The sequence below is a fragment of the Anaeromusa acidaminophila DSM 3853 genome, assembly GCF_000374545.1.
Taxonomy (GTDB): domain Bacteria; phylum Bacillota; class Negativicutes; order Anaeromusales; family Anaeromusaceae; genus Anaeromusa; species Anaeromusa acidaminophila.
The window spans coordinates 84,447-106,198 of record NZ_KB894590.1 but is presented as its reverse complement, the minus strand read 5'-3'; the positions used below and the strand labels follow the sequence as shown (position 1 = coordinate 106,198).

The 21,752-nt window shown below is 44.1% G+C and carries 20 protein-coding genes; 4 read left to right on the top strand and 16 right to left on the bottom strand.

Annotated elements, in window-relative coordinates:
- Positions 1 to 31: 31 nt before the first annotated feature.
- From C508_RS0108285 to C508_RS0108275, 3 genes are read right to left on the bottom strand one after another with little or no spacing between them, the layout of a single operon-like run.
- The gene (locus C508_RS0108285; RefSeq protein WP_018703087.1) at positions 32 to 967 is read right to left on the bottom strand and encodes a DUF1848 domain-containing protein; all 936 of its coding nucleotides are present in this window, start codon (positions 965 to 967) and stop codon (positions 32 to 34) included.
- 30 nt (positions 968 to 997) lie between these two features.
- Positions 998 to 1,681 (bottom strand): DNA alkylation repair protein, encoded by a 684-nt coding sequence (locus tag C508_RS0108280; protein WP_018703086.1) that lies wholly within the window; start codon positions 1,679 to 1,681, stop codon positions 998 to 1,000.
- A complete protein-coding gene (locus C508_RS0108275; protein ID WP_018703085.1) occupies positions 1,678 to 2,157 on the bottom strand; it encodes a methylated-DNA--[protein]-cysteine S-methyltransferase in 480 nt (159 codons plus the stop codon). Before C508_RS0108275 ends, C508_RS0108280 begins: the two co-directional genes overlap by 4 nt.
- Before the next feature lie 140 nt (positions 2,158 to 2,297).
- Between C508_RS0108275 and C508_RS0108270 the strand changes: the two genes are divergently transcribed.
- Positions 2,298 to 3,311, top strand: coding sequence for an alpha/beta hydrolase (locus tag C508_RS0108270; protein WP_018703084.1), 1,014 nt, complete (start codon positions 2,298 to 2,300; stop codon positions 3,309 to 3,311).
- A gap of 61 nt (positions 3,312 to 3,372) precedes the next feature.
- Here C508_RS0108270 and tsaA read toward each other — a convergent pair whose 3' ends face one another.
- The 13 genes from tsaA to C508_RS0108195 all read right to left on the bottom strand — a co-directional run bounded on the left by tsaA (position 3,373) and on the right by C508_RS0108195 (position 17,453).
- Positions 3,373 to 4,074 (bottom strand): tRNA (N6-threonylcarbamoyladenosine(37)-N6)-methyltransferase TrmO, encoded by a 702-nt coding sequence (gene tsaA, locus C508_RS0108265; protein ID WP_018703083.1) that lies wholly within the window; start codon positions 4,072 to 4,074, stop codon positions 3,373 to 3,375.
- Positions 4,075 to 4,705: 631 nt separating this feature from the next.
- A complete protein-coding gene (locus tag C508_RS0108255; protein WP_018703081.1) occupies positions 4,706 to 5,080 on the bottom strand; it encodes a desulfoferrodoxin in 375 nt (124 codons plus the stop codon).
- A 491-nt stretch (positions 5,081 to 5,571) separates the two neighbouring features.
- Positions 5,572 to 6,456, bottom strand: coding sequence for a CAP domain-containing protein (locus C508_RS19445; protein ID WP_018703080.1), 885 nt, complete (start codon positions 6,454 to 6,456; stop codon positions 5,572 to 5,574).
- A gap of 56 nt (positions 6,457 to 6,512) precedes the next feature.
- Positions 6,513 to 8,210, bottom strand: a complete 1,698-nt coding sequence (locus tag C508_RS0108240; RefSeq protein ID WP_018703079.1) for an MATE family efflux transporter — start codon at positions 8,208 to 8,210, stop codon at positions 6,513 to 6,515.
- 241 nt (positions 8,211 to 8,451) lie between these two features.
- Positions 8,452 to 9,939, bottom strand: a complete 1,488-nt coding sequence (locus tag C508_RS0108235) for a methyl-accepting chemotaxis protein (RefSeq protein ID WP_215731961.1) — start codon at positions 9,937 to 9,939, stop codon at positions 8,452 to 8,454.
- Between the two features lie 188 nt (positions 9,940 to 10,127).
- Complete coding sequence (locus C508_RS0108230; RefSeq protein ID WP_018703077.1) at positions 10,128 to 11,228, bottom strand: GGDEF domain-containing protein; 1,101 nt, start codon at positions 11,226 to 11,228, stop codon at positions 10,128 to 10,130.
- Positions 11,229 to 11,407: 179 nt separating this feature from the next.
- Positions 11,408 to 13,102 carry a methyl-accepting chemotaxis protein gene (locus C508_RS18155; RefSeq protein ID WP_018703076.1) on the bottom strand — a complete coding sequence of 565 codons (1,695 nt, stop codon included), beginning with the start codon at positions 13,100 to 13,102 and terminating at the stop codon, positions 11,408 to 11,410.
- A gap of 251 nt (positions 13,103 to 13,353) precedes the next feature.
- Positions 13,354 to 14,007 carry a flagellar brake protein gene (locus C508_RS0108220; RefSeq protein WP_018703075.1) on the bottom strand — a complete coding sequence of 218 codons (654 nt, stop codon included), beginning with the start codon at positions 14,005 to 14,007 and terminating at the stop codon, positions 13,354 to 13,356.
- A gap of 190 nt (positions 14,008 to 14,197) precedes the next feature.
- Positions 14,198 to 14,620 (bottom strand): GNAT family N-acetyltransferase, encoded by a 423-nt coding sequence (locus tag C508_RS0108215; RefSeq protein ID WP_018703074.1) that lies wholly within the window; start codon positions 14,618 to 14,620, stop codon positions 14,198 to 14,200.
- A gap of 20 nt (positions 14,621 to 14,640) precedes the next feature.
- On the bottom strand, positions 14,641 to 14,970 hold the full coding sequence (locus C508_RS0108210; RefSeq protein WP_018703073.1) for an antibiotic biosynthesis monooxygenase family protein: 330 nt from the start codon (positions 14,968 to 14,970) through the stop codon (positions 14,641 to 14,643).
- 137 nt (positions 14,971 to 15,107) lie between these two features.
- Complete coding sequence (locus C508_RS0108205; protein WP_018703072.1) at positions 15,108 to 15,596, bottom strand: nucleoside recognition domain-containing protein; 489 nt, start codon at positions 15,594 to 15,596, stop codon at positions 15,108 to 15,110.
- Between the two features lie 21 nt (positions 15,597 to 15,617).
- Complete coding sequence (locus C508_RS0108200) at positions 15,618 to 16,271, bottom strand: nucleoside recognition domain-containing protein (protein ID WP_018703071.1); 654 nt, start codon at positions 16,269 to 16,271, stop codon at positions 15,618 to 15,620.
- A 27-nt stretch (positions 16,272 to 16,298) separates the two neighbouring features.
- On the bottom strand, positions 16,299 to 17,453 hold the full coding sequence (locus C508_RS0108195; protein ID WP_018703070.1) for a M20/M25/M40 family metallo-hydrolase: 1,155 nt from the start codon (positions 17,451 to 17,453) through the stop codon (positions 16,299 to 16,301).
- Between the two features lie 248 nt (positions 17,454 to 17,701).
- On the opposite strand from C508_RS0108195, the gene C508_RS0108190 reads away from it, so the two are divergent.
- From C508_RS0108190 to C508_RS19835, 3 genes are read left to right on the top strand one after another with little or no spacing between them, the layout of a single operon-like run.
- On the top strand, positions 17,702 to 18,370 hold the full coding sequence (locus tag C508_RS0108190; RefSeq protein WP_018703069.1) for a GntR family transcriptional regulator: 669 nt from the start codon (positions 17,702 to 17,704) through the stop codon (positions 18,368 to 18,370).
- 27 nt (positions 18,371 to 18,397) lie between these two features.
- Positions 18,398 to 20,764, top strand: coding sequence for a glycyl radical protein (locus C508_RS0108185; protein WP_018703068.1), 2,367 nt, complete (start codon positions 18,398 to 18,400; stop codon positions 20,762 to 20,764).
- Entirely contained in the window at positions 20,751 to 21,650 is a 900-nt protein-coding gene (locus C508_RS19835) for a glycyl-radical enzyme activating protein (RefSeq protein ID WP_026319438.1), read from the top strand. Before C508_RS0108185 ends, C508_RS19835 begins: the two co-directional genes overlap by 14 nt.
- The last annotated feature ends 102 nt before the right edge of the window (positions 21,651 to 21,752 follow it).

The window sequence follows — 21,752 nt, the reverse complement described above, 5'->3', positions numbered from 1 at the left end:
CGACAAAAACCTCTCCGCTCTTTAGAAATCATCAAAACAAAGTAAGCTGTGCAGTTTTAGATGACAGCGTTTTTTTCACCGTCACAACTTCATCTCGCAGGTATCCAGACAGCATGGGACTATGCGGATCATGCTGCTTAGTGAATTGCAAAGCCTTTTCCTCGCTAGTCGTAGCATAGCAATATACACACCCTAAGGAACAACTGTCATAAACGCCTATATCAATGCTCTCACAACACCCGCAAGCGTTTCGTTGATTCGCGTCCTTTTTCGCTGCCAGAGGATAACCTGCAAGCTGCGCGATCAAAGCGGCATCAATACAAGAAGCCGGCTTAATGCCGCAGGCAGCCAGATCGCCTTGCTCAGAACAGCTTGCCACAACAAGCTTATGCTCCTTGGCAATGGCAACAACTCCTTGCGAAAACCGCTTTCGCATTGTTTCCTCGGCTTCTCGGAATCCCATTATTTTCATGCGTCCTCGTATTTTCGCGTACATATCCAAAAAGCTGATTGTACACTGTTTTGTATAGCCTGCAAGAGCTTTACAGATGGCTTCAAATTGCTGCAAATGGTATGCTTCATCAAATTTTTCGCTGAAAATAATGGGATCGTAACGCCAAATCACGCGATGCGGTCCCACTTTGTCGCTCAAGCGCTTAAAGGTTTCTATCAGCTCCGTTTTAGGCGGCAGCCTCTTTTCCAAATTCTGATCATACGGAGTAAGGGTAAACTGAAAATAGTAACGATACCCCATGGCATCCAGAGCAGGCAGCTTGGACAGCATAGCCCGCGGATTCTTCGTCCAGAACACCAAGCAGTCCACGCCAACTGGATCAAGCTCTACTTTCGTCAGGCGCTTCGAATTGCGCGGATTCGGAACATATACAAGCCCTTCTTGAAGACGCCTAAAAAACCACTCCGAATAAAGCGCCGGAATATCCGTCCGCCTGCTGGCGCTGATAATCATTATCCCTCACCCTTTACTATCGCTCGAAAGTTACTTCCGTCTCATGCTGCGGATTTTGATTTTACTCGCTGCATCCACGCGATACGACTCCGTAATTTTTTGCAAGGCCTTATTATACGTAAACGTATCCAGCGGACTGCTTTGCAACGATGCCAAAGTCAGCTCCGGAAATTTCACATAGCATAGCGAAAGCGCCCAAGCCACCGCCATTTTAGCGTAATATCCCTCATGGCGCAGCGCATGCAAGCGAAGCAATAACGAATCGATATATTCTTCCTCGATATAAAAGCTGAGCAACATAACGACGCCAAAGCGAATTTCATATTCTTGTTCCGATACTAGGTACGGCTGTAAAAAGTCCCAAACCCGCTCTTTATGGTTCTTGGTAAATTTCAATCCGTTGCAAAAGCTATCACAAATTGACCAATTATCAATACGCGGCACAAAATCAACGACATACGAAAGAAGCTCTTCGATATCGGCCTTCGCATACCCCAAAATCATGCCTTGCAGCATGGTTTCTTCAAAATAACAAACATCTTCGCTTTTTATATACCTTCTCCAATCCTCTTTTGCCATCTTTTGAGCCAGCTTCCGCAGCAACGGTAGTCGTATCCCCAACAAGTTATCTACGTTCGGCAACAACGACGCGGCAAACTGCTGGTACTTCGGTTCTGCCATTTCCGCCAGCATTTCTCGAATACTATGATTCACAATATTCCCCCTGCAACATGGCTTTCCAGCTTCAGAAGATATTCCTTGGCCTCCAGCCCCCCGGCATAGCCCACAAGTCCCCCAGCCGCCCCTACAATTCGGTGACAAGGAATAAAGAGCAGCAACGGATTGTTGTGATTAGCCCGCCCTACGGCGCGAGCCCCTTTAGGACATCCTACACATACAGCCATGTCGCCATAGGTTCGCGTCTCGCCATAAGGTATTTTCTGCAAGGCCGCCCACACGCGCCGTTGAAAATCCGTTCCCGCCGGAGCTAACGGCAGGGTAAATTCTGTGCGTACTCCTGCCAAATACTCTTTCACTTGCCGTCCCGCTTCCTGCAGCAACGCGGTTTCTCGCAAGTCCGCTTCGTGCGGCAATTCGGTCTTTCCTAAATACGCCTTAGTCAGTGCCTTTCCATTTTCTTCAATGCCCAAAAGGCCCAACTCGGTTTGATAATAAAAAACAGCAGCCATTTTCTTAGACTCCTTTTTACAAGCAAAAATAATTTCCCGAGTTCTTTTTCCTATCCTTGACATGGAGCATACTAAAAGTTGTATTATAAATAGTAAATTGTAATTTCTATTGATTGGCACTAACTACTGTGAGGCAGCATATGAATTCAAATATAGACTGGGAATTAAAGCAACGACAAAAAGAATATTGGAAAACTTGTTTTCTCACCTTGACGCTCTTGCTTATTTTTTGCCTAAATCTAGCAGGTCTCTTTCTAGGCAGCGTAATCTATGAAGAAACAAGCATCCTCTTTGCGCAAATGAAAACGCAAAACCGCCACAACTCTCTTCAACAACTGATGAATAAAGGCACGGCCAGCTACCAGTGGGAGAACATCCATATTTCTTCTCCTTTTGGCTATTCCTTGTCCGGCACCTTCATTCCGAATGCAAAATCAACTGATAAAACAGTCATTTTTCTGCATGGCTTTACGGAAAATCGCACAATCGGCTTATACTATCTGGAAATTTATCTTCGCGCTGGCTTTAATGTGCTACTGGTCGATTCGCGCGCCCATGGCGAGAGTGGCGGAGATTCCGTTACCTGGGGCAGTTTGGAAAAATACGACTTAGATCAATGGGTCAGTTGGCTTGCGCAGCGCATACCGAACGGCGTGATCGGCGTTCACGGGCTGTCTATGGGCGCCGCCACAGCATTACTGCACGCAGAGCTTAACGAAGAAAATAAACGAGTAGCGTTCTATGTTGCCGACAGCTCGTATTCCGATTTTGAAACGCTTCTCTCTCTCTATGTACGCCAGTATCTATCCCCCTATACGGATTCCCTTGCTCCTTGGCTTGCTAAGCTAGATGTAGCCAGCATTCTCTTGCCGTATGCAAATCTTATATCGTACTTTCATTCCCGTTCTACCTTTGACGAGGCTTCGCCGCTGCAATCCGTACGCCACGTTACAACACCCATCCTATATCTCCATGGTGAAGCGGATACGCTTATTCCCGCCTCCATGTCCCTAGAACTACAGCAAGCCACCAAAGGGCCCAGCCAATTGTACCTATTCGCTAACTCCAAGCACGGAGCTGCTATTTTTGACAACCATCGTCAATATAGCCAAGTGATACAACATTTTTTAAAAAGCATCGATGAATTAAGCTAACGCTTAGCTCATTCCTCAAAGTGGTCAGCGCTATTTCTCAAATAACGCTGACCACTTTGCATTATGCTTTAAGACGCACAATTTCCACCACTGTAAGAACGCCCTCGGTTACAATGAATCGAACATCAAATCCAGCAAAAGGAATCCCAAAAATGCGTTCAGAATCCGAAACATACGCTGGTCGCGGATCTTGCTCCAAAACACTGCACAAGCCCTGGCGTAACGACTCCGGAATAAGAGAAAGCCAGCATTCCGGGAAAACCACTTTTAATTTATATGCTTCATGCGGAGCGGCAAAACCAGAGGCCGCCTCTGGATGACTATCCGCATAAGGAAGATATGGCTTAATATCAAAGATCGGCGTATTATCGATCATATCCGCTCCAGACACATGCAAAACAGGTCCCCACTGGGAATGCATCTCAATCTTTTCCAGTTTAACAGAAGAAAGGCCAAGATGATTAGGCCTAAAAGGCGAGCGCGTTGCAAATACTCCCATACGGGTGTTGCCTCCTAAACGCGGCGGTCTCACAGTGGGCGATATTTTACTGCCAACCGCCTCAGAGAACTGCCAAATAAGCCAGATATAAGAAAATCCCTCCAACCCTCGAATGGCGCTAGGATCTCGATATAACGGTTCAAAAACAATAGTAGCCATTAACGGAGTCAATCCGCTTTGGCGGGGAACGCCGAACTTAGTTGGAAAATCCGTATGAATCCTGGCTATATTCTTTATGGTCGCCACAATACCTACTTTGCTCATAATGTATCTTTCCTCAGCTCCAAAAATATTTTCTTTGCAGATCATTTTACACCATTATACAAGAAGCAACCAGCAAATAAAAAACACCATCCAAAACGGACGGTGTTTTTTTGATGTATAAAATTTAGGTAACTGATCAAATTGCGCCGGTCAGATGAACTAGGTCTAACGCTAGAAAAGACAGTGCAATAAATGCAAAGGCTGCTAATCCCATTTTGAAAGCCATCTTCTCATCTCCTTTTATATCTTACCCTGACTATATCCCTTAAGTATTTTCAAACAGTCAGGATAAAACAATATAAGATAATTAAGTAACTAACTTAATTTGATCTATTCTTAGTTTACTGCTACTGCGAAAGTATTGCAACGAAAGAGAAGAGCCATATCGCCCCTAAAATGTCATAGCTGCGGATAAAATTAATTTTATTTTATATTTTTAAAGTAAAATTTGCCTTTTTTCTCCTTTTATCTCTTTTATTCTAAAGAATTGTAATATTCAATTTCTTGATAAAAGGCAAGACTCGCATCTTTCTATTTATTGCAATTGTTCATACTTTTCTAGGCCCAATTTATATTTCATGTATAGCAAAAAAAAAGGGTCCTTGCTCTCGCAAGGACCCTTTTCTCCATTTTAGAATTTTGCCATCCACAAGCCATGCAGATTGCAGTATTCATAAACAATACCGGAAGGCATTTCACAGAACTCCGCTTTTGGTTCTTCCCCTGGTTTCAAGAAGCGAATCGCTACCCGATCTTCGGTTACCAAGGCAACCCACTCAATGTAATGTTCCGGCAGCATCGGATGTAACGTAGAACCTACGGCAACTTTAATTTTGCCGTCTTCTTTAGTCACAACCGGCACATGTTTTTCTTGTGCCGCATCGGTAGAATTAGCCGAAAGCTCGGTCATCGCTTGCCCGCAACAAGCCAATGGTCCGCCTCCATTTTTAATCAGAGCGACAATATTACCACATGTTTCACAACGATAGAAAACTACTTCACTCATCTTGATTACCTCCTTGAGTATTAATGTGTTCTAAGAGTAATTTCTATTTAAGGTTCTCAATTCCTGCTTGAAATCACAATTTAAGCAAAACTTTTCTCCCTTACAAGCTTATCTTAAAAGCAGCCTGACTAAACAAATTGATTTGAACACTCAATTTATAATTGTTAATTTTCTGTTGTCAAAAAGTTAATTTGGTGTTTTTGTGATACACATATGTATTTTCAGTGTATAATTGAATTAAAGAAGAAAGCAACCTAAGGAGGTGAGCACACCATGAAAAAATGGATTAGCGTGATTTGGGAAAGCTTTAAAAAATATGCCGAAACGTTCGCCATGGTGAGAAAATATGTTGATTAGTCAATATGATTTCGAATAAAGGCTCCCGCGTTAAAGCAATTTAACACGGGAGCCTTTATAGTTATGGTAGAACGTCCTTCACTTGCCTCATTGATTTTATAATACAGCAATCCCTTAACAAAACTCATCTCAAATTAATAACTAGCAAACAATTGCACGCCATAAATGGCGCCATCCTCTTTAGTGTACAGCCCTACGCCGGCATGAGTATACCCTGCATTAAGAATGTTGGCCCGATGCCCGGGACTATTCATCCAAGCCTCCTGCATCGCTTCGAGCGAATGATTATAGGCAATATTTTCACCCGCTAAGCGGTAGGAGATTCCATTCGCTTTCAAGCGATCAAAGGGAGACTTCCCTTGTAAATTGGTATGGTTAAGATAGTTCTGTTTTGCCATATCGGCAGCGTGGTTGCGGGCAACTTGCGTTAGCTTAGCGTCTGCCTTAAGCGACGCCAGGCCATTATTGACTCGGTCTTGATTCAATAATTGAAGCGCTTGCATTTCTTGCTGCGTAATACCGCCGCTTTGTCCTCCCCCATTCTGCGCAGCGCTTTGTTTCTGTTGCCGCGCAGCTCCCCACTCTATCGAAACAGCATCATTCTCATCAATAGCAAACTTGTAAAAATGTACTGACCGCGAATTAGGTCCATCTGGGCATTTATTGCCGTCATAGTACTGAAATTGATTGCTTATCACCGTGCGAGTAATATACGGAGCGTCATTGCCGCCGCATAGCTCCGCATTGCCTGCTTTTGCATACATGTACATATGAGAAGTTTGAACCGCTTTGCTGATCGTAAAATTTTTCGTTGCCCCCACAGGCACATTATACCAGCCGCTGCAAGACCAACGTTTGGCTGAACTATCGAAATACACCAACGCACAATTCATGATACGATCTTGATTATTGGTAACTTCTAATTTAAATGCTTCCAACGGCTGCGGAGCATACGCCATGACCCCCAAAAGCAGTAACATACTAAGCGCCATTTTCCAAACGTCTACTTGTTTTTTCACGCTATCGCTCTCCTTTAATTCTTTCAGATTCTATAGCCACATCTGCTAGCCATACGTTAAACAGGAATTTTTATATACGTATTATTGTAGCCCATCACACTCAAACGGCCAATTCTCTCATCATTTTCCAGTTGTAACGATTCCTCCAAGCCGCTGTCGTCACGGAGACGAATTTTTATATGCCCGTCATGTAATAATGCCATAATATCAATGGTTTTTTGCGGATTCTTTTCTTTCTCCACAATATCCATCAAAACTTGGTGCAGTAGCTTTTGGGCCTCTCCTATAGCCTTTGGTGAAATTTGCTTAGCCGCAAAAAACTCTCCAATCATGTCCGTATAGCCAACCGCCTCTTCTTGAGTCGCATAAATTGAATTGCCCATGACATAATCCGGCTGCACCTCATGTATAAAAACACCATGGTACTTGCCATTAAATTTTTTTCCAATGTATTTAGCCGCTAAAATACTCAAAAATAACAAGACTATCTGCGCTGCAATAGTATGGCTCCAAACTCCAATATTCCCCAATGAATATCCAAGCAAATAAATAAAGAAAATTGCCAAAAGCTCCGTTCCCACACTGATGGCAATAGAAAAAAACTTGCGAGCCGTAGTCTGCATATACGTCATTAAGATGTAGCTCAAAGAACTTAATAGAAATCCTAGTGCATAAATTCGCAAGGCTGGCACTCCCATTTCCATAATGGCCGCATCATGAACTCCGAAAAACGCCAATAAATTACCAGGAAGCAATTCAATAAGAAAAATGCTAACAATAACAAAGCCCATAACCATTTTAGTAATGCGCATAGCCACCTGATGCATTGACCACCAATCTCTTTCGCCAAAGAGAGCGCCAACAATGGGAACCATGGCACTGGTCGCAGCATAGCGAAAAGAAGAAATGAAAATAGAGATAGAAGAGCAGACCGTATTTACAACGATGCCGCTTTTACCAGCAATATCCAGAATCACTATATTAGTGCAAAACGTTGTCACCGCTCCCAGCCCTTGCCCCATCGCCGAAGGAAGGCCTGCAATAATAATATTTCCTAAACGCCGAAAATCTTTCACAGCTAGAGGAACAAAAGAAAGAGTTCTTTTTCTGCGCCAAAACAAATACGGCACTAATAGCAAAAATCCAGCGACAAAGCCCGTTATAGTTCCATATGCCGCCCCTTCAATCCCTAAATGCAAGGGTCCAAGGTATAAAATCTTGCTGACAACGCTCACTATATTTACAAATACCATAACTCCTGCCGCAAGTTTAGGCAGGGCATCTACTTTGACAAAATAAGTCATACTGGTAATGCCAATCATCAGCGGCGCCACTACAAACATAATGCCAATATAACGCAACACCAAGGGCGCCATCTCGGCATTTCCACCGCTTAAAGTCAAAGCAATCAGCTCTCGAGCGCCAAGACCTCCAATCATAATCACAATGCTTACCGCAATAAGGGTAAACATGCTCAACGAAAACAACGTATTGGCTTCCTGCTTATTGCCAGCTCCCTTCGCAGCTGAAACCAACACTTCACCGCCAATTCCCAATAGCATATATACCATATTAAACACCATGGTCAGGGGCAAGGCTAAATTGACCGCCCCCATAGCGACTGGGCCTAGCATCTGTCCTACAATCGCAATATCTAGAAACATACTCGCCGTAATAGACAAAGCAGATAACAAACCTGGAAAGTAAAAGGCGTTAACCCTTGCATTCATTAAGCGTCCTTTATAGTCGTACATAGAACCCCTCCGCTTGGTATAGAATAAGCTTACTAGCTACGCAGTCCTCTCAACTAGAGCATGAACTAGCGCCAAAAGTGCAAAAGCCATTTTTTTACTATTCTAGGCAGCTTAGACAATCCCTTTTCGTTTGCAATAGTTTCAGTCCTTGGTCCTATTTTTTGCTTCAAAAAAGACGCAGAAGTGTCAGAACACCCCTGCGTCAGTATGAACTATAAAAATTGTCGCTATGTGGCAGCATTCATCGCAGCACTTCTTCTCCAATTTCACTTTTTCTTTCGATAATACGAACTGTATTGTCAATTTTCCCAAAGATCTTATTCGATAATTCCTCCGCCTCTTGAAGATGCCTAATCGCAGCGCTTTTGTCTTCCAAACGCACAGCTTCTACAACTTTATCACCAATTTTATGAAATTGATCATGTATTTCATCGATCGAAGCCCACTCCGCTTTCACATCCACATGTTCCATCGTAATGGAATGATAAAAATGACCGAAAGCGCAGCGTTTTGAATCCGTTTGGATAGGATATATTTTCATTTCTTCAACAATGCGCTTGAGATTTTTCACCCAATTTCCATGAGCCTCTTTTGCTTTTTTTAAATTGGCCAACAGGTCTTGATTCGAAATAGAATGAATGCCTCCGTTTAATGCGGCAACCATTTCACGCACAACCTCGCTCAATTCCGTATCAATATGAGAAATCTGTTTAGCGTTTTCTTCGCTCTCCACCGCATCCTTATGAATATCTTGCGTCATGCCATGAAGCTTTTCCGCATCAGAAGCAGATAGCATCATCGCCTGATTGACTTGTTGCGCCGATTCCTTAACGTGAACCATCATCTGCGAGATATCATTAACTTCCAATACAGTATGCTTTAGCATTTCCACATTTCCGTGAATCGTTCCTGAAATGGTATCTAGTTTTTCATTCATTAAGTTAGTCGAGCTTAATGTATTGAGCAAGCTCTCTTTACCGCCCTGAGCCGCCACTTGAATATGGGTTACAAAGCCCCTCATATTTTGTAAATTTTCCTTTGTACTATCTGCTAGTTTGCGAATCTCCGAAGCCACAACAGCAAAGCCTCGCCCCATTTCACCAGCTCTAGCCGCTTCAATTGAGGCATTTAAAGCCAACAAATTCGTTTGTTCCGCAATCGCCGCCACTCCATTCACAATCTCGCTAATGTTTTCCGCCATAGTGGTAAGTTCTTCGATTTGAATGCTCATTTTCTTAGTGTCTTCAACAACATGTTCTTTTAAATCTACCAGTTCTCCAATTTGCGTCATACTTTCATCGTTCTTTTGGATCAACGTATTCGAGGAGTCAGATAACTCCTTCATCTTGAATGAAGTCTGCTCCACCGTTTCATTCACATCATTCATACTCGCGGTTATTTCTTCTACGACCGCTAAATTGGATTCACTGACTAATGCCATTTGTTTGGCAAACTGCGATAGCTCATAAGCAGAATGAGTCATTCGGACATCAAATTCGCTTAGCGAAGAAACTGTCGATAGCATGCGCTTACATGAGCTAGACATCTTCTCTTCACTGTTTAGCAATTTTTCAAACTGAGTTAACATTCTCTTATGTATTGGATACTCAACTTTTAAGGTCCCAAAGGCATGGGGCTTTCCTTGTAAGCGTTCCTCAACGTTTTGCAAAATACAAACTGCTTCATCACAGGGAGTCTTTTTTTTAAAAAAATTGATCACTTTTATCACCATCCTACTTTCGAGATCTATGCACATTAAAAACACACCTAAAAATTAACAATTAATTAACAATGATAGTTTTTATCACTAGACTATATAATAATACAACTTTTTCTAAAACACAATAAAAGCCTGCATGTACTCATACAAAATAAGTACCTACAGGCTAACACCATAATTATTTTCACTCTCAACTTTTACAGCGTTTCATATAATACAAACGTATTCTTCCCCTTTTTCTTCGCTGCATAAAGAGCTGCATCCGCTTTTACATACACTTCATCAAAAACAGTTCCGTCATCTGGAACTATACAAATCCCTATGCTTATCGCCGCACTGGCGTTCCCGCTGATGCCTTTAAGCAAGTTATGCATATGTTTGCAAGTTTCTTCCGCTTTGCGCAAAACAATCGACCGATTCTCGACATTTTTCGCAAGCACTAAAAACTCATCGCCTCCAATTCGCCCCACAATATCGGAAGCTCTAAAGGAACGATTCAATTTCTCAGCTACCCTGGACAGCACAGCATCACCAAAAGCATGGCCGAAGTGATCATTAATAAACTTGAAATTATCAATATCAATGAGATAAACTGCATGCATTCCCTGGCCGCCTGTAGAGATCAAAAACTCATCAATGAGTTCCTTCGTAACGATTTTATTATACAAATTAGTCAAAGAATCCCGCTGCGCCTTTTGAAGAATCGCAAGTTCTTTTTCTTTTTTTTGCTGAATGTTCTTCACATGAGAAATAATCCGTATCGTTCCGGTATCAAAAGAGCGATAAATACAAACAGCGGTCTGCACCCACGCATAGGAAATTCCATCGGAGCGCTCAATAAATTCATACTCAAAACTGTTCTGCCCGGAATGGTACAACTTCAGTATAGATTCCCGCGAAAATCTATTTTTGTATTCCTCGCGAAATTCCTCTCTCACTAATTTTGAAACTACCGCTTCAATTATTTCTTCATAGTTATCGGAATTATTTAAGCCAAGTAAATCCGAAAGCTTACGGGCGTTTTCTCCTAAAACCCGATTTTCGCTAATATCTGCTTCCAACACATTGTTGAATAACCCAAAACTTATTTCTCGCAACATCTTTTCTTGAGCAATTTGTTTTTTTTGCACTTCTTGTTTTCGAAAAGCCTGATATTGCAAGAAAAACACATACCAAAAAAGTCCGCCCGCCAAAATTGCGGTCGAATCTGTTAACGCCAACAATAACGGTCCCCCGACCGCCGCCCCCAAAGCAGCCAGCAACATTTTTCCGCTCACGCTGCTTTTTAAGAAATCCATTCTCGCTCTCCTTCCCCAACTCTTAAAATGAAATATAATTACGCGCAAGAAAAGGAGCAACATTGCTATTCCTATGCTTCTATCTTATCAGCAAACAACAGGAGACGTCGACATAGGTTTGTATCGCTTCCTATGTCGACGTCGTTCTATTTTCATTGAAAACTATTATTCTCAGGCAGTTATACTTTAAACTTTCCTATTAGCGATTGCAAGGATTCTGCCATTTTCGCCAAATTTTGACTAGACGAAGCAATTTGTTCCATAGAAGCAGCTTGCTCTTCTGATGCCGCCGATACGGTCTGCGTCTCCGCAGCCGCTCCGCGACTCAAGTTTTCTACGATTTGAACCGAAGCCACAATTTGCTGGCTGCCTATAGCCGCTTCATGAATGGCTTTGGAAATAACCGCCACTTGTTTTGTTACATTTTCGACCATCTCGCCAATTTCTCTAAAATTCCCGCCAGCCACATTAACCAACTCAACCCCTTGATCGACAACTCGTATTGCCGAATCAATCGTGCCAACCACATTTCCAATGCTTGCGTTATTCTTGATAATCAGCTCCGTAATTTTACTGGCGGCTGCTTCACTTTGCTCTGCAAGTTTTCTAACTTCTTCCGCTACCACGGCAAAGCCTCTTCCCGCTTCTCCAGCTCGCGCAGCTTCGATCGCCGCATTTAGAGCGAGAAGGTTCGTCTGCCCGGCGATATTAGAAATCAAATCTACAATTTCACCGATTTGCTGCGACCCTTCCTTCAATTCTTCCGCGGCTTTTTGCGCTTCTTTCGCCTCGCGGCCTACAGAAGACATTTGCAATACCGCCTTATCAACTGAAGTTCCCCCCTGAGTGGTAGTGGAGGACGTTTTCTCGGCAAGCACTGTCATCTCATTAGCCGTCGCAGCCACTTCTTCCAACGTCGCTGAAATCTCTTCCACCACCGCGGAGGTTTCATTCACTGCATTCACTTGTTCTTCCGCCCCGGAGGCAACGGTTTGAATCGAGTGAGCTACATTGGATACCGCTTCTGCTGATTGCTGAGCGCTGGCAGTTAATTCCTCGCTTGACGCGGCCAGATGCTCGGAAGACTGAGCAATATTTTTCAACACATGCTGCATATTTTTCGTCATTTCTTCAAAAGCTCTGCCCATTAGGCCAAACTCATCACTGCGTTTTAGCACCACTTCTGAAACATCTTTAGAAAAATCTCCTTCGCTCATCAGGCGCAAATGTTCTGTTGCTTCTGTTAAGGGTTTTGTTATCATTTTAGTAATCGTAAAAGTAGTAGCTCCTGCAATCACTAGCGCGATGATAAAACTAATCCATGTTGTTTTTTTTGCGCTCTCAATGTCATTCTGAGACTCTTCAAACGAGGTATTAATCTGTTTATTGCGAAATTCAATGTATTCTTGGAGTTTTTGACGGGAAGCAACTGCTGCCGGCGCCAGCTCCGCCGCCATCACTTGCTGCACTTCTTCAACTTTCCCCTCTTTGCGCAAAGGCACTATTTTAGAAAATACAATGGCAGAGTAAGCTTCCTCCAGACTTCGTGCTTCTCTCGTAAATTGTTTGCCCTTTTCGGTAATTGACTTTGCTTCCAGCTCATCCAAAAGCGCTTTGTTCTGATCTACCAGTTTATTATAATCGCCCATAAACGACTGATTCCCGGTAATTACATAGCCCCGAGCCGCCGCTACCTTTAAACCGTTATTAATAGTAACTTGATAGGTCTTTTCTAATAAGACCAGGTTTACGTCCTGCAATGCATCACTAACATTAGCAATTCGATTTAACAAGAAACTACCTAAAATACCGGATATGGCCATTAAGAGAATTACAACTAAAAAACCGCCTGTAATTTTTGCACCAATCTTCATTTTCATTCCTCCTCGAAAAATTTGTATGTACGTTGATGCACAAGCAGATTTTAAATTGTGTTAATTTTCACTTTCTTTATTCTTCTTTTTCTATATTTTTCCTGCTAGCGAATTAGTATACATTAGCTTTTTCTAAAACAAACCAGCGAATCAAAACAGCTCGCCAACACCTGCCACATGCAAGCATTAACGAGCTGCCGCTTATACAATCCATTGTTAGCTTTCCGTCCAACACCAACAGCAATTCCTATCTAGCGAGAACACCGCTTCCGTTGTTCCACCTCTTTATCAAAAATGAACTTTACGATTCGCTCCGTCATTTTTTTATCCATTTCACAAAACTTAATTGACGCAAAGTGTTTTTGCTCTTCTGTTTTAGGATATTCAATCCGCACAAATTCTCCTTTTAGATCTAATACTTCTTCCTCCGTCAAAAACAAATGGACCAGTACGTTAGAACCTTCTGGAGGCACTGAGGGCATAATCGCTTGCAACCCGCCTGCACTAAGGTCTTTCGTATAGGTTCGCATGACTTGCCACTGCATCCTTACATCCATATACTCTAGGACTACTTCCAAAATAGTTTTCGCCCTAACATATTTACGCTGCTGGCTTCGTTGCATACAACAAGGCCATGCCAGCTCCCATAATTTCATTTCTTGCTGATGGTATTTGACGACTTTTGTTTCAAAAAAATAAGCGCATTGTTCGGTCGTAATTCTCGCTTTTAAATACTCTCCAATACAAGCATGCATTTCTTCTTTTTCGCGTTGCGGTACGCCAATAAACAAGGAGTCGTTTTCAATAGATTTAATAAAACTTGAGAAAATCACGATCTCTTTCGTTTCCACATTTTCGCATACTACATCAATCTTTTCTAAGGCGCGAAAAAGACCTTTTTGCATAAACATCCTCCAGTTTGATTATGAATTTGGCAGTTCAGCGCCATTGCTCTTAACGATTCGCCTGGTTTTATGTTCTTTCGGCAACAACGAATAATTTCCTGCATAGAAAAAGCGCCAAGACTTCGGTCTTAGCGCTCCGCTCCCCTTGAGCTACGACAACTTTAAATCGTTTTACCTGTATCGTCTTTCTTTACTCGATAAATCCACGTTCCCGCATGCGGTTCATATCGGTAAAGTAGGCCATACCGGTCAGCATCTTCCGATAGCCCAATTTTTGATAAAAAGCTTCTTTGCCGGGACTTGCATAAAGTATAACATTGATATCGCCTAGCTTTTTATGGAGCTCATCCATAACTAGCTTTCCTAGCTTCTTCCCTTGGTATTCAGGCAAAACGGCGATATCATATACCGCAGCCTGATAAACACCATCAGAAATCATCCGGCCACATGCTATAATCACCCCGTCATGAAAAACAAAGACCACTCGATAGCTGTTTTCAAAAGCTTTTTTCGTTACTTCAACAGGATGGACAGCTAAGCCAGCTTCTTTAATAAGCTCGCACACAGCAAGCCAATCCATCCCTTCGCAATCCGTTTTCACTTGATAGTGCATGGTAGTTCCTCCTTGGTTGCTCAAGGCTTAAATAAGCCATGCCGTTCCACTTTGCATACGCGAGTAGCAAAGCTATCATACCACACATCCGCTCCCAGCTTTTGGGCTTTTTGATGCTGTTCGTTATTTTTCCAAGCAGCAATCGCTTCAAGGGACGTCCAATAGGATACAGTAATTCCTACGCCATTCGCCTCGCGAACGCTTTCCGCCCCTAGAAATCCTTGCTGCTCTGCTCCTAATGCCGCAATATGTTCCGCCATGTTCGCATAGCCTTTATCTTCAGGACCTTTTACAGAAGTAAAAATAACGGCATAGTACGGCGGCTGCGGTGTTTTAGCAATGCTATCCATATAAGCTCTCCTTTCCTAAGTATCACAAACATATATTCGCCTTAAAACCTGCGCTTCCTCTTTACACCTACGTCCATACTACATTTCTTTCTATAAAAAAGGTGCGCCGATATCGCATCGGCGCACCTTTCAAATTTTTATGCAATACCCATTACAGACAATAAGAACCTCATTAACAGCATAGAAAGCATGGCGTCAATAACCGGAATCGCAATCATCAAGGCGTGATGCCGGGCGTTTGTCCCGGCTGTAACTACACAACGAACGAAATGGCCCATAAGCGTCCCCATGGTAATCGTGGCTGGAAAGAGAATGGTTGCTTGCGCAGCGGTAATCACGCCGTCTGCATACAGAGTCGCCGCAGTGGCCGCTCCGGCCGCTTTTGCAAAAAAAGCAGACACGAGAGCGATAACAGCTTCTCCCGGCAGCCCGAACAACGCCATAACTGGTGAAATAGCTTGCCCAATAACGGCCATCAAGCCAGTCATTTTCAAAAACAGAATAATAACATAGGCTAAGATCATGGCAGGCAAGATCCGCTCTACCCCTAAATAGAATCCATTCTTCGCTCCAAAAATAAATTCTTCCAACATCGTTCTCTTAGTAGCGCCTATTGTATTGTCCATCATTGCAGTCCCCTTTCCTTATCAAGCAGACTTAACCTGTACCGATTCAGAAACAACTTCTTTTTCCTCTTGCCACTTCAAGTAAAACCGCACTACATTGGCGCCTACAATTTTCACGAAAATCTCCACAGCCAGGATAAGGCCAATGGGCAGCACTGCAATAGAAAGAAGCGGCGCTCCGCAATCGAAGGTGTTGGTTATAACACCGGAAGCGGCATATTGATAAGCCACAAAAATGCTGCGTTCCTTATCGGTCAATTGCCCTTCTTCGTATAATTGCTTCGTCATAGCCGCGCCGACATCCGTACTGGTCATGCTGCTGACAATAGCAAGGCCTGTAACTCCAGGCAATCCCATGAGCGGGCGAAGAACCGGGCGTATCAATTTTTCCGCCGCTAAAAGAGCGCCTTGCGATTCTACAACGCGGATCATGCCAAGAGCGAACATTACCGTTGGGATCAGCGTCAAGCCGAACATAAAGCCGTCTCGCGCCCCTGTACCGCCTTTGCCAACAAAACTATCCGCCGCGCCAATCTTGCCAAAGCCTCCAATCAGGTTTTGAAAATCCATGGCCCCCAATACGGGATGACTGGCAACAATTCCAGAGAACGAAATTACAATAAAGACAAACGACAACCACCCGCGCCAAGTCAGCTTATGTTCAAAATCCGTCATCATAATTCCCCCTATTTTTTTTGTTATTTATGCCAGCGCAAGCAATACGGCGCATAGCAATTTGGTGCGACTAAATAAAGTCTCTACAATAGCAAATTCTTCAATCGTATGATTGCGTCCCCCCTGCACTCCCATCGCGCAAAGCGTAGGAATTCCAAGGTCAGTGAAATATGCCGAGTCGGATACTCCGCCGACTTCCTTAGGATATAAGGTTCCAAAACCTTCCTGTTCACTGATTTTCTTCACAAACGCAAAGAGCTCCATCGATGCATCCAGTTTCTTCATCGCTTTCGCTTCAATCAGCGGAGTTAGCTTTGTAGAAGTTCCCTCCACATAGGTTTTCTTAACCACTTCCTCAATCGATTGCTTTATTTGAGGCAGCGTATCCGGATTCTCGCAACGCAGATCACACACAATCTTTGCATACGCCGGAGTTGCGTTAGGAACCGTTCCCCCTTCAATCCAGCCAACATTAAAGGTATTTCCTTGTTGCCAATCGGTTAGCGCTTCTATGTCGAGAACCTTATAGGCAATCTCCTTGATCGCACTACGCCCATTTTCCGGGTCATTTCCAACATGCGCTCCTTTTCCGAAAACCTCTACCATAAATTGATACAGGCCTTTGCGTTTTACAACAATGCCCCCATCGACAAAACCCGTCTCAAAATTAAAGGCTGCTTTTGCGCCAACCGCTTCCCTTTGTATAGCTGAAATGGCTGAACTTTTTTGATGCCCCACCTCTTCATCGCCAACAAGGATTACTTTTATCGGATATTTTTCATAGTCGATTTTTTGCAAAGCCAATACTGCGTATAAAAGGATGACAATGCCGCCTTTCATATCCAAGACGCCTGGACCAAAGGCTTTGCCGTCTTCAATTCGGAATGGCCGTTCTTCTGGAGTTCCTTTTTTAAAGATCGTATCCATATGCCCTGTTAAAACAACAAAAGGCTGTGTCATATCTCCGAATTCGCCGATAAGCACGTCTGGCGCATCATCCATGCTAATGCCCCTGGTTCTGCCGCCAATCTTTTCTATAAATGAGGCAATGCGTCTACCTATTGCATCGGTTTCGGTTTTGCAAAAAAGTCCGCTTTCCATAGTAACAAGCTCTTCCCACAGGTGAATCATCTCTTCTTTGCACTCGTCAACGACCTGGTACGCTGCTTTGTTTTCTTTCATATAATGTTTTCCCCCTATGAATTTCTTAGGCAAACAAGCCATAAAAAAACTGCCTTCTCTCTTCTTTGCAGAAGAGGAAAGCAGCGCTGCCGGTGTTTTATGGAATTAGAAAGCGGAGTTCTTTCTTGGATTTAGAGTAAATCATTCCCCTGTCACTGTCAATTCATTTCTGCGAAATTTACGATTGTATCCTGTATACTTTCGAAACATTGTTTGCAAGTTTTGAAATAGGTGCTATATTTAATTCCATGAAGAACACATCAAAAAGCTTAACCAAAACCAAGAGAATCACCATCCCGGAAAGCATTAGCAACCATTTGCGCAAACAAATCCTGATCGGCGAAATTCACGCTGGCGAACCTTTGCGTCAAGAATTACTTGCGCAACAGTTTGGCGTGAGCATCAGCGCTTTGCGTGAAGCTTTAAAAATTTTGGAAGGAGAAAAACTGGTTCGATTCCTGCCGAATCATGGAGCGGAAGTCATTCGCCTGACCGCGGAAGAAGCCCTTGAAATCTATGAGATTCGTATGATGCTGGAAACCGGTATCCTCGCACTTTCCATTCCCAAACTGAAAGAAGATGACTTTCTGCGAGCGGAAAAAATTCTGGAAGAAGAAGCGTCTTGCCACGACCCGGCTCGTTACAACGAGCTCAATTCCCTCTTTCATGAATATCTTTATGAACCGGCTGGCAACCTGCGCCTTTTGGATATGATTCATCTGCTGCATAACAACGTCGCACGGTATCTGGTTTTCTACCTCGACAAAATGGATTTTAAGGACTTTTCTCACGCAGAGCATACCGCTCTTCTTGCCGCCTGCCGCGAAAGGGACGTTCGCAAGGCCAAGCAAGTTCTAAAAAAGCATATGACTAAGGCTTGCAACCTGTTAGTAGAGTATCTAAAGCAACACGAATAATACAAAGGTCTAAAGGAGGAGCTTCTCATGACAACACCTCGCATCGCTGAAATAAAAAAGCAGTACATTGAAACAACGCCTTCGATTAGCATCGAGCGAGCTCGTATTTTTACAGATTCTCACAAAGAAACGGAAGGAGAAACCGTTATCTTGCGCCGCGCCAAAGCATTTCGAGCGGTCTGTAACGCTATTGATCCTGTTATCTTTGAGGGAGAACTCCTCGTCGGCAGCATCGGCGAATTTCGCCGCAGCGGCATTATTTGCCCGGAATATTCCTGGCAATGGGTCGAACAGGAAATGGATACCTTTGCCGAACGCACCCAAGACGCTTATACGATCTCACCGGAAGCCAAAAAGTCTCTGCGAGATGAAATCTTTCCCTATTGGAAAGGAAAGTCGCTGGAAGAAACCTTTTTAGCCCGTCTTGACGAAGATACTGCCCGCGTACTCGTCGATACAGGCATTGTCGACAACGATTCCAAATGGCGCAGCGCCGTCGGCGAGGTAACTGCGGATTATCAGGATCTTGTTTTCCAAAAAGGTTTCGGAGGCTTTCGTGACGAAGCGATTGCCGCTCTACGCAAGCTCTCTCCTACTAATACAGATGAACTGGAACAAATGGATTTTTACCGCAGCGCCATTATTGTATCTGAAGGAATCATCACGCTCGCTAACCGATATGCGGAAAAAGCCGACACATTAGCGGCGGCAACCGCCGATCCCTCTCGCCGCCTTGAGCTAGAGGAAATCGCTTCCATTTGCCGCCGTGTACCTGAAAATCCGCCGCAAACCTTCAAAGAAGCCATCCAGTGCGTATGGTTTACGCAATTGGGCTCTATCCTTTCTGAGAATTCACTGGCTTTAAATCTGGGACGATTCGATCAATATATGTACCCTTTCTATGAAAAAGATATAAACGCCGGTCTCCTCACCCGGGAAGAAGCGCTGGAGCGTATCGAATGCCTTTGGCTCAAATTATCCGAGTGGGTTTGGGCTATTTCCAGCAATACGGCTCAATTTTTTGCTGGCTACAATTCTTTTCAAAACCTCACCGTGGGCGGACGTAAGCGTGACGGCAGCGACGCTACCAACGAAATATCTTATCTTTGCCTGGAAGCGACGGAACGAGTCAAAACGCATCAACCCGGACTTAGCGTTCGCATTCACCCCAATTGTCCTCCCGAATTTTTGCAGGCCGTTTGCAAGCTGGTTCGCTGCGGGACAGGATTCCCCGCTATCCACAATGATCGCGTCGGCTCGGAAATGCTTTTAGCTGCGGGCCTCTCCCCTGAGGACGCCCGTGACTGGAGCAATTGCGGCTGCGTTGTTCCCCATTTTCGCAAAGTCGGAGAATGGACGTCCGCCGTCAATATTAATTTGGCAGCCGCTATGGAATATACGCTCAGCGGCGGAATCAGCCGCATAAACGGCAAACAAATGGGCTTGGCGACAAACCTCGCAGACAGTACCAATTTCGAAGAATTCAAGTCGCTATTCTTTCGCCAAGCGGCTCATTTGATAAAAATCGGCATCATCGGCTCGCTTACCGCACAGAAAGTACATGCTGAAATTGTGCCACGGCCTTACCTTTCTCTCTTAGTGGACGGCTGCATGGAAAAAGGCCGGGATCTCAGCCGGGGTGGCGCCAAATACTGCCTAGGCCCTGTGCTCACAGGCATCGGCCTTGCAGACAGCGCCAATGCTCTAGCGGCCATTCGCAAGCTTGTTTTTGAAGACCAAGCGTACAAATTGCAAGATTTTGCTGCAGCTCTGGAACAGGACTGGGACGGATTTGAAGAACTCCGGCAGGCCGCCTTGCAATGTCCCAAATACGGCAATGACCTGGATGAAGTTGACGCTCTCGCCACAGGAATTTCCGATTTCTATCATAAGGAAATCACGCAATACACCGATATTTTCGGAGCGAAGTTCAACTCAGCCTTTATGGGTATTTCCAACTACATCCCTGCCGGCTCAGTAGTCGGCGCAACGCCGGAAGGACGCAAAGCAGGCACGCCCCTTACCGAAGGCGTCTCGCCGCATGCAGGCACCGATATAACCAGCCCCACCGCCGCCATGCGCTCTGCAGCAAAAATCAACCATGACATTCACAGCGGCGGAACACTCGTCAATGTGAAACTCTCGCCAACTCTGTTAGAGACGAATCGTGGCCTCAATAACCTGGCCTCCTTAATTCGCGCTTATTTTTCACTGGGAGCTTTTCATATTCAATTCAATGTCATTTCTCCAGAGATTCTACGCAGCGCTCAAGAGCACCCGGAAAATTATCGAGACTTGCTTGTCCGTGTTGCCGGCTACAGCACACAATTCGTAAATCTTTCTCGCAAAGCGCAAGACGCCATCATTGAGCGAACCACTTATGAAAGCATGTAACGTCTTTCAAATCCAACGCTTATCGGTCAACGATGGTGACGGCATCCGCAGCACCGTGTTTTTTAAAGGATGCCCGCTTCGTTGCCGCTGGTGCGCAAATCCAGAATCCTGGTCCCCTCATCCAGAATTGATGTTTCTAGCCCACAAATGCACCCACTGCCAACAGTGTGTTTCTCACTGCCCCGCTGGTGCGATTTTTCTGGAAGATAATCAGGTTCGTTTTGCGTCTTCAACCTGCAAGCAATGCTTTACCTGCGTGTCCGTCTGCCTCAATAAAGCACGCCAGAAAATGGGCGAGAGTCAGAGTATTGACGTTCTAATGCAGCAACTAAAAAAAGACTTTCTTTTTTATCTGGAATCCGGGGGCGGCGTCACTTTTTCCGGGGGAGAACCATTCTATCAAGAAGAAGCTTTGCGCGCATTAGTAAACCAATGCCAAAACCTCGGCATAGCTACAGCCGTCGAAAGCTGCGCTCAATTCAACTTCACTAACTGCAAAGATATTATTGAAAAACTAGATCATATCTTTTTTGATCTCAAAGTAATGGATCCTACCAAGCACCGCTACTTCACCGGAATAGACAATACAACCATCCTGCAAAACATCAAAGCGGCCTCCTATTTCAATGACAATATCGTCATTCGCATGCCTGCAATCCGCGAAGTCAATATTGACGATGAAAACCTCGAACAACTAAGCCGCTTTTTGCTTCAGCAAACGCGAGTCCGAAAAATTGAACTCCTCCCCTATCACACACTGGGAAAAGAAAAAATGGAAGCTCTTGGCCTTCCATTTACGAGCTTTACAGCGCCCACAGCTGACGAATTACAGGGGATAAAAGAAAAACTCGCTTGCAAGGGATTAGAGGTTGTCAGTTATTCTTAAAAACAGCTCCAGGGAACTTTCTTTAGAAAAAGAAGTCCCTGGAGCTGTTTTCATTACATGCAATTGGAAGTAGTGAGTCTCACGAGACCATCAAGCAGGAAA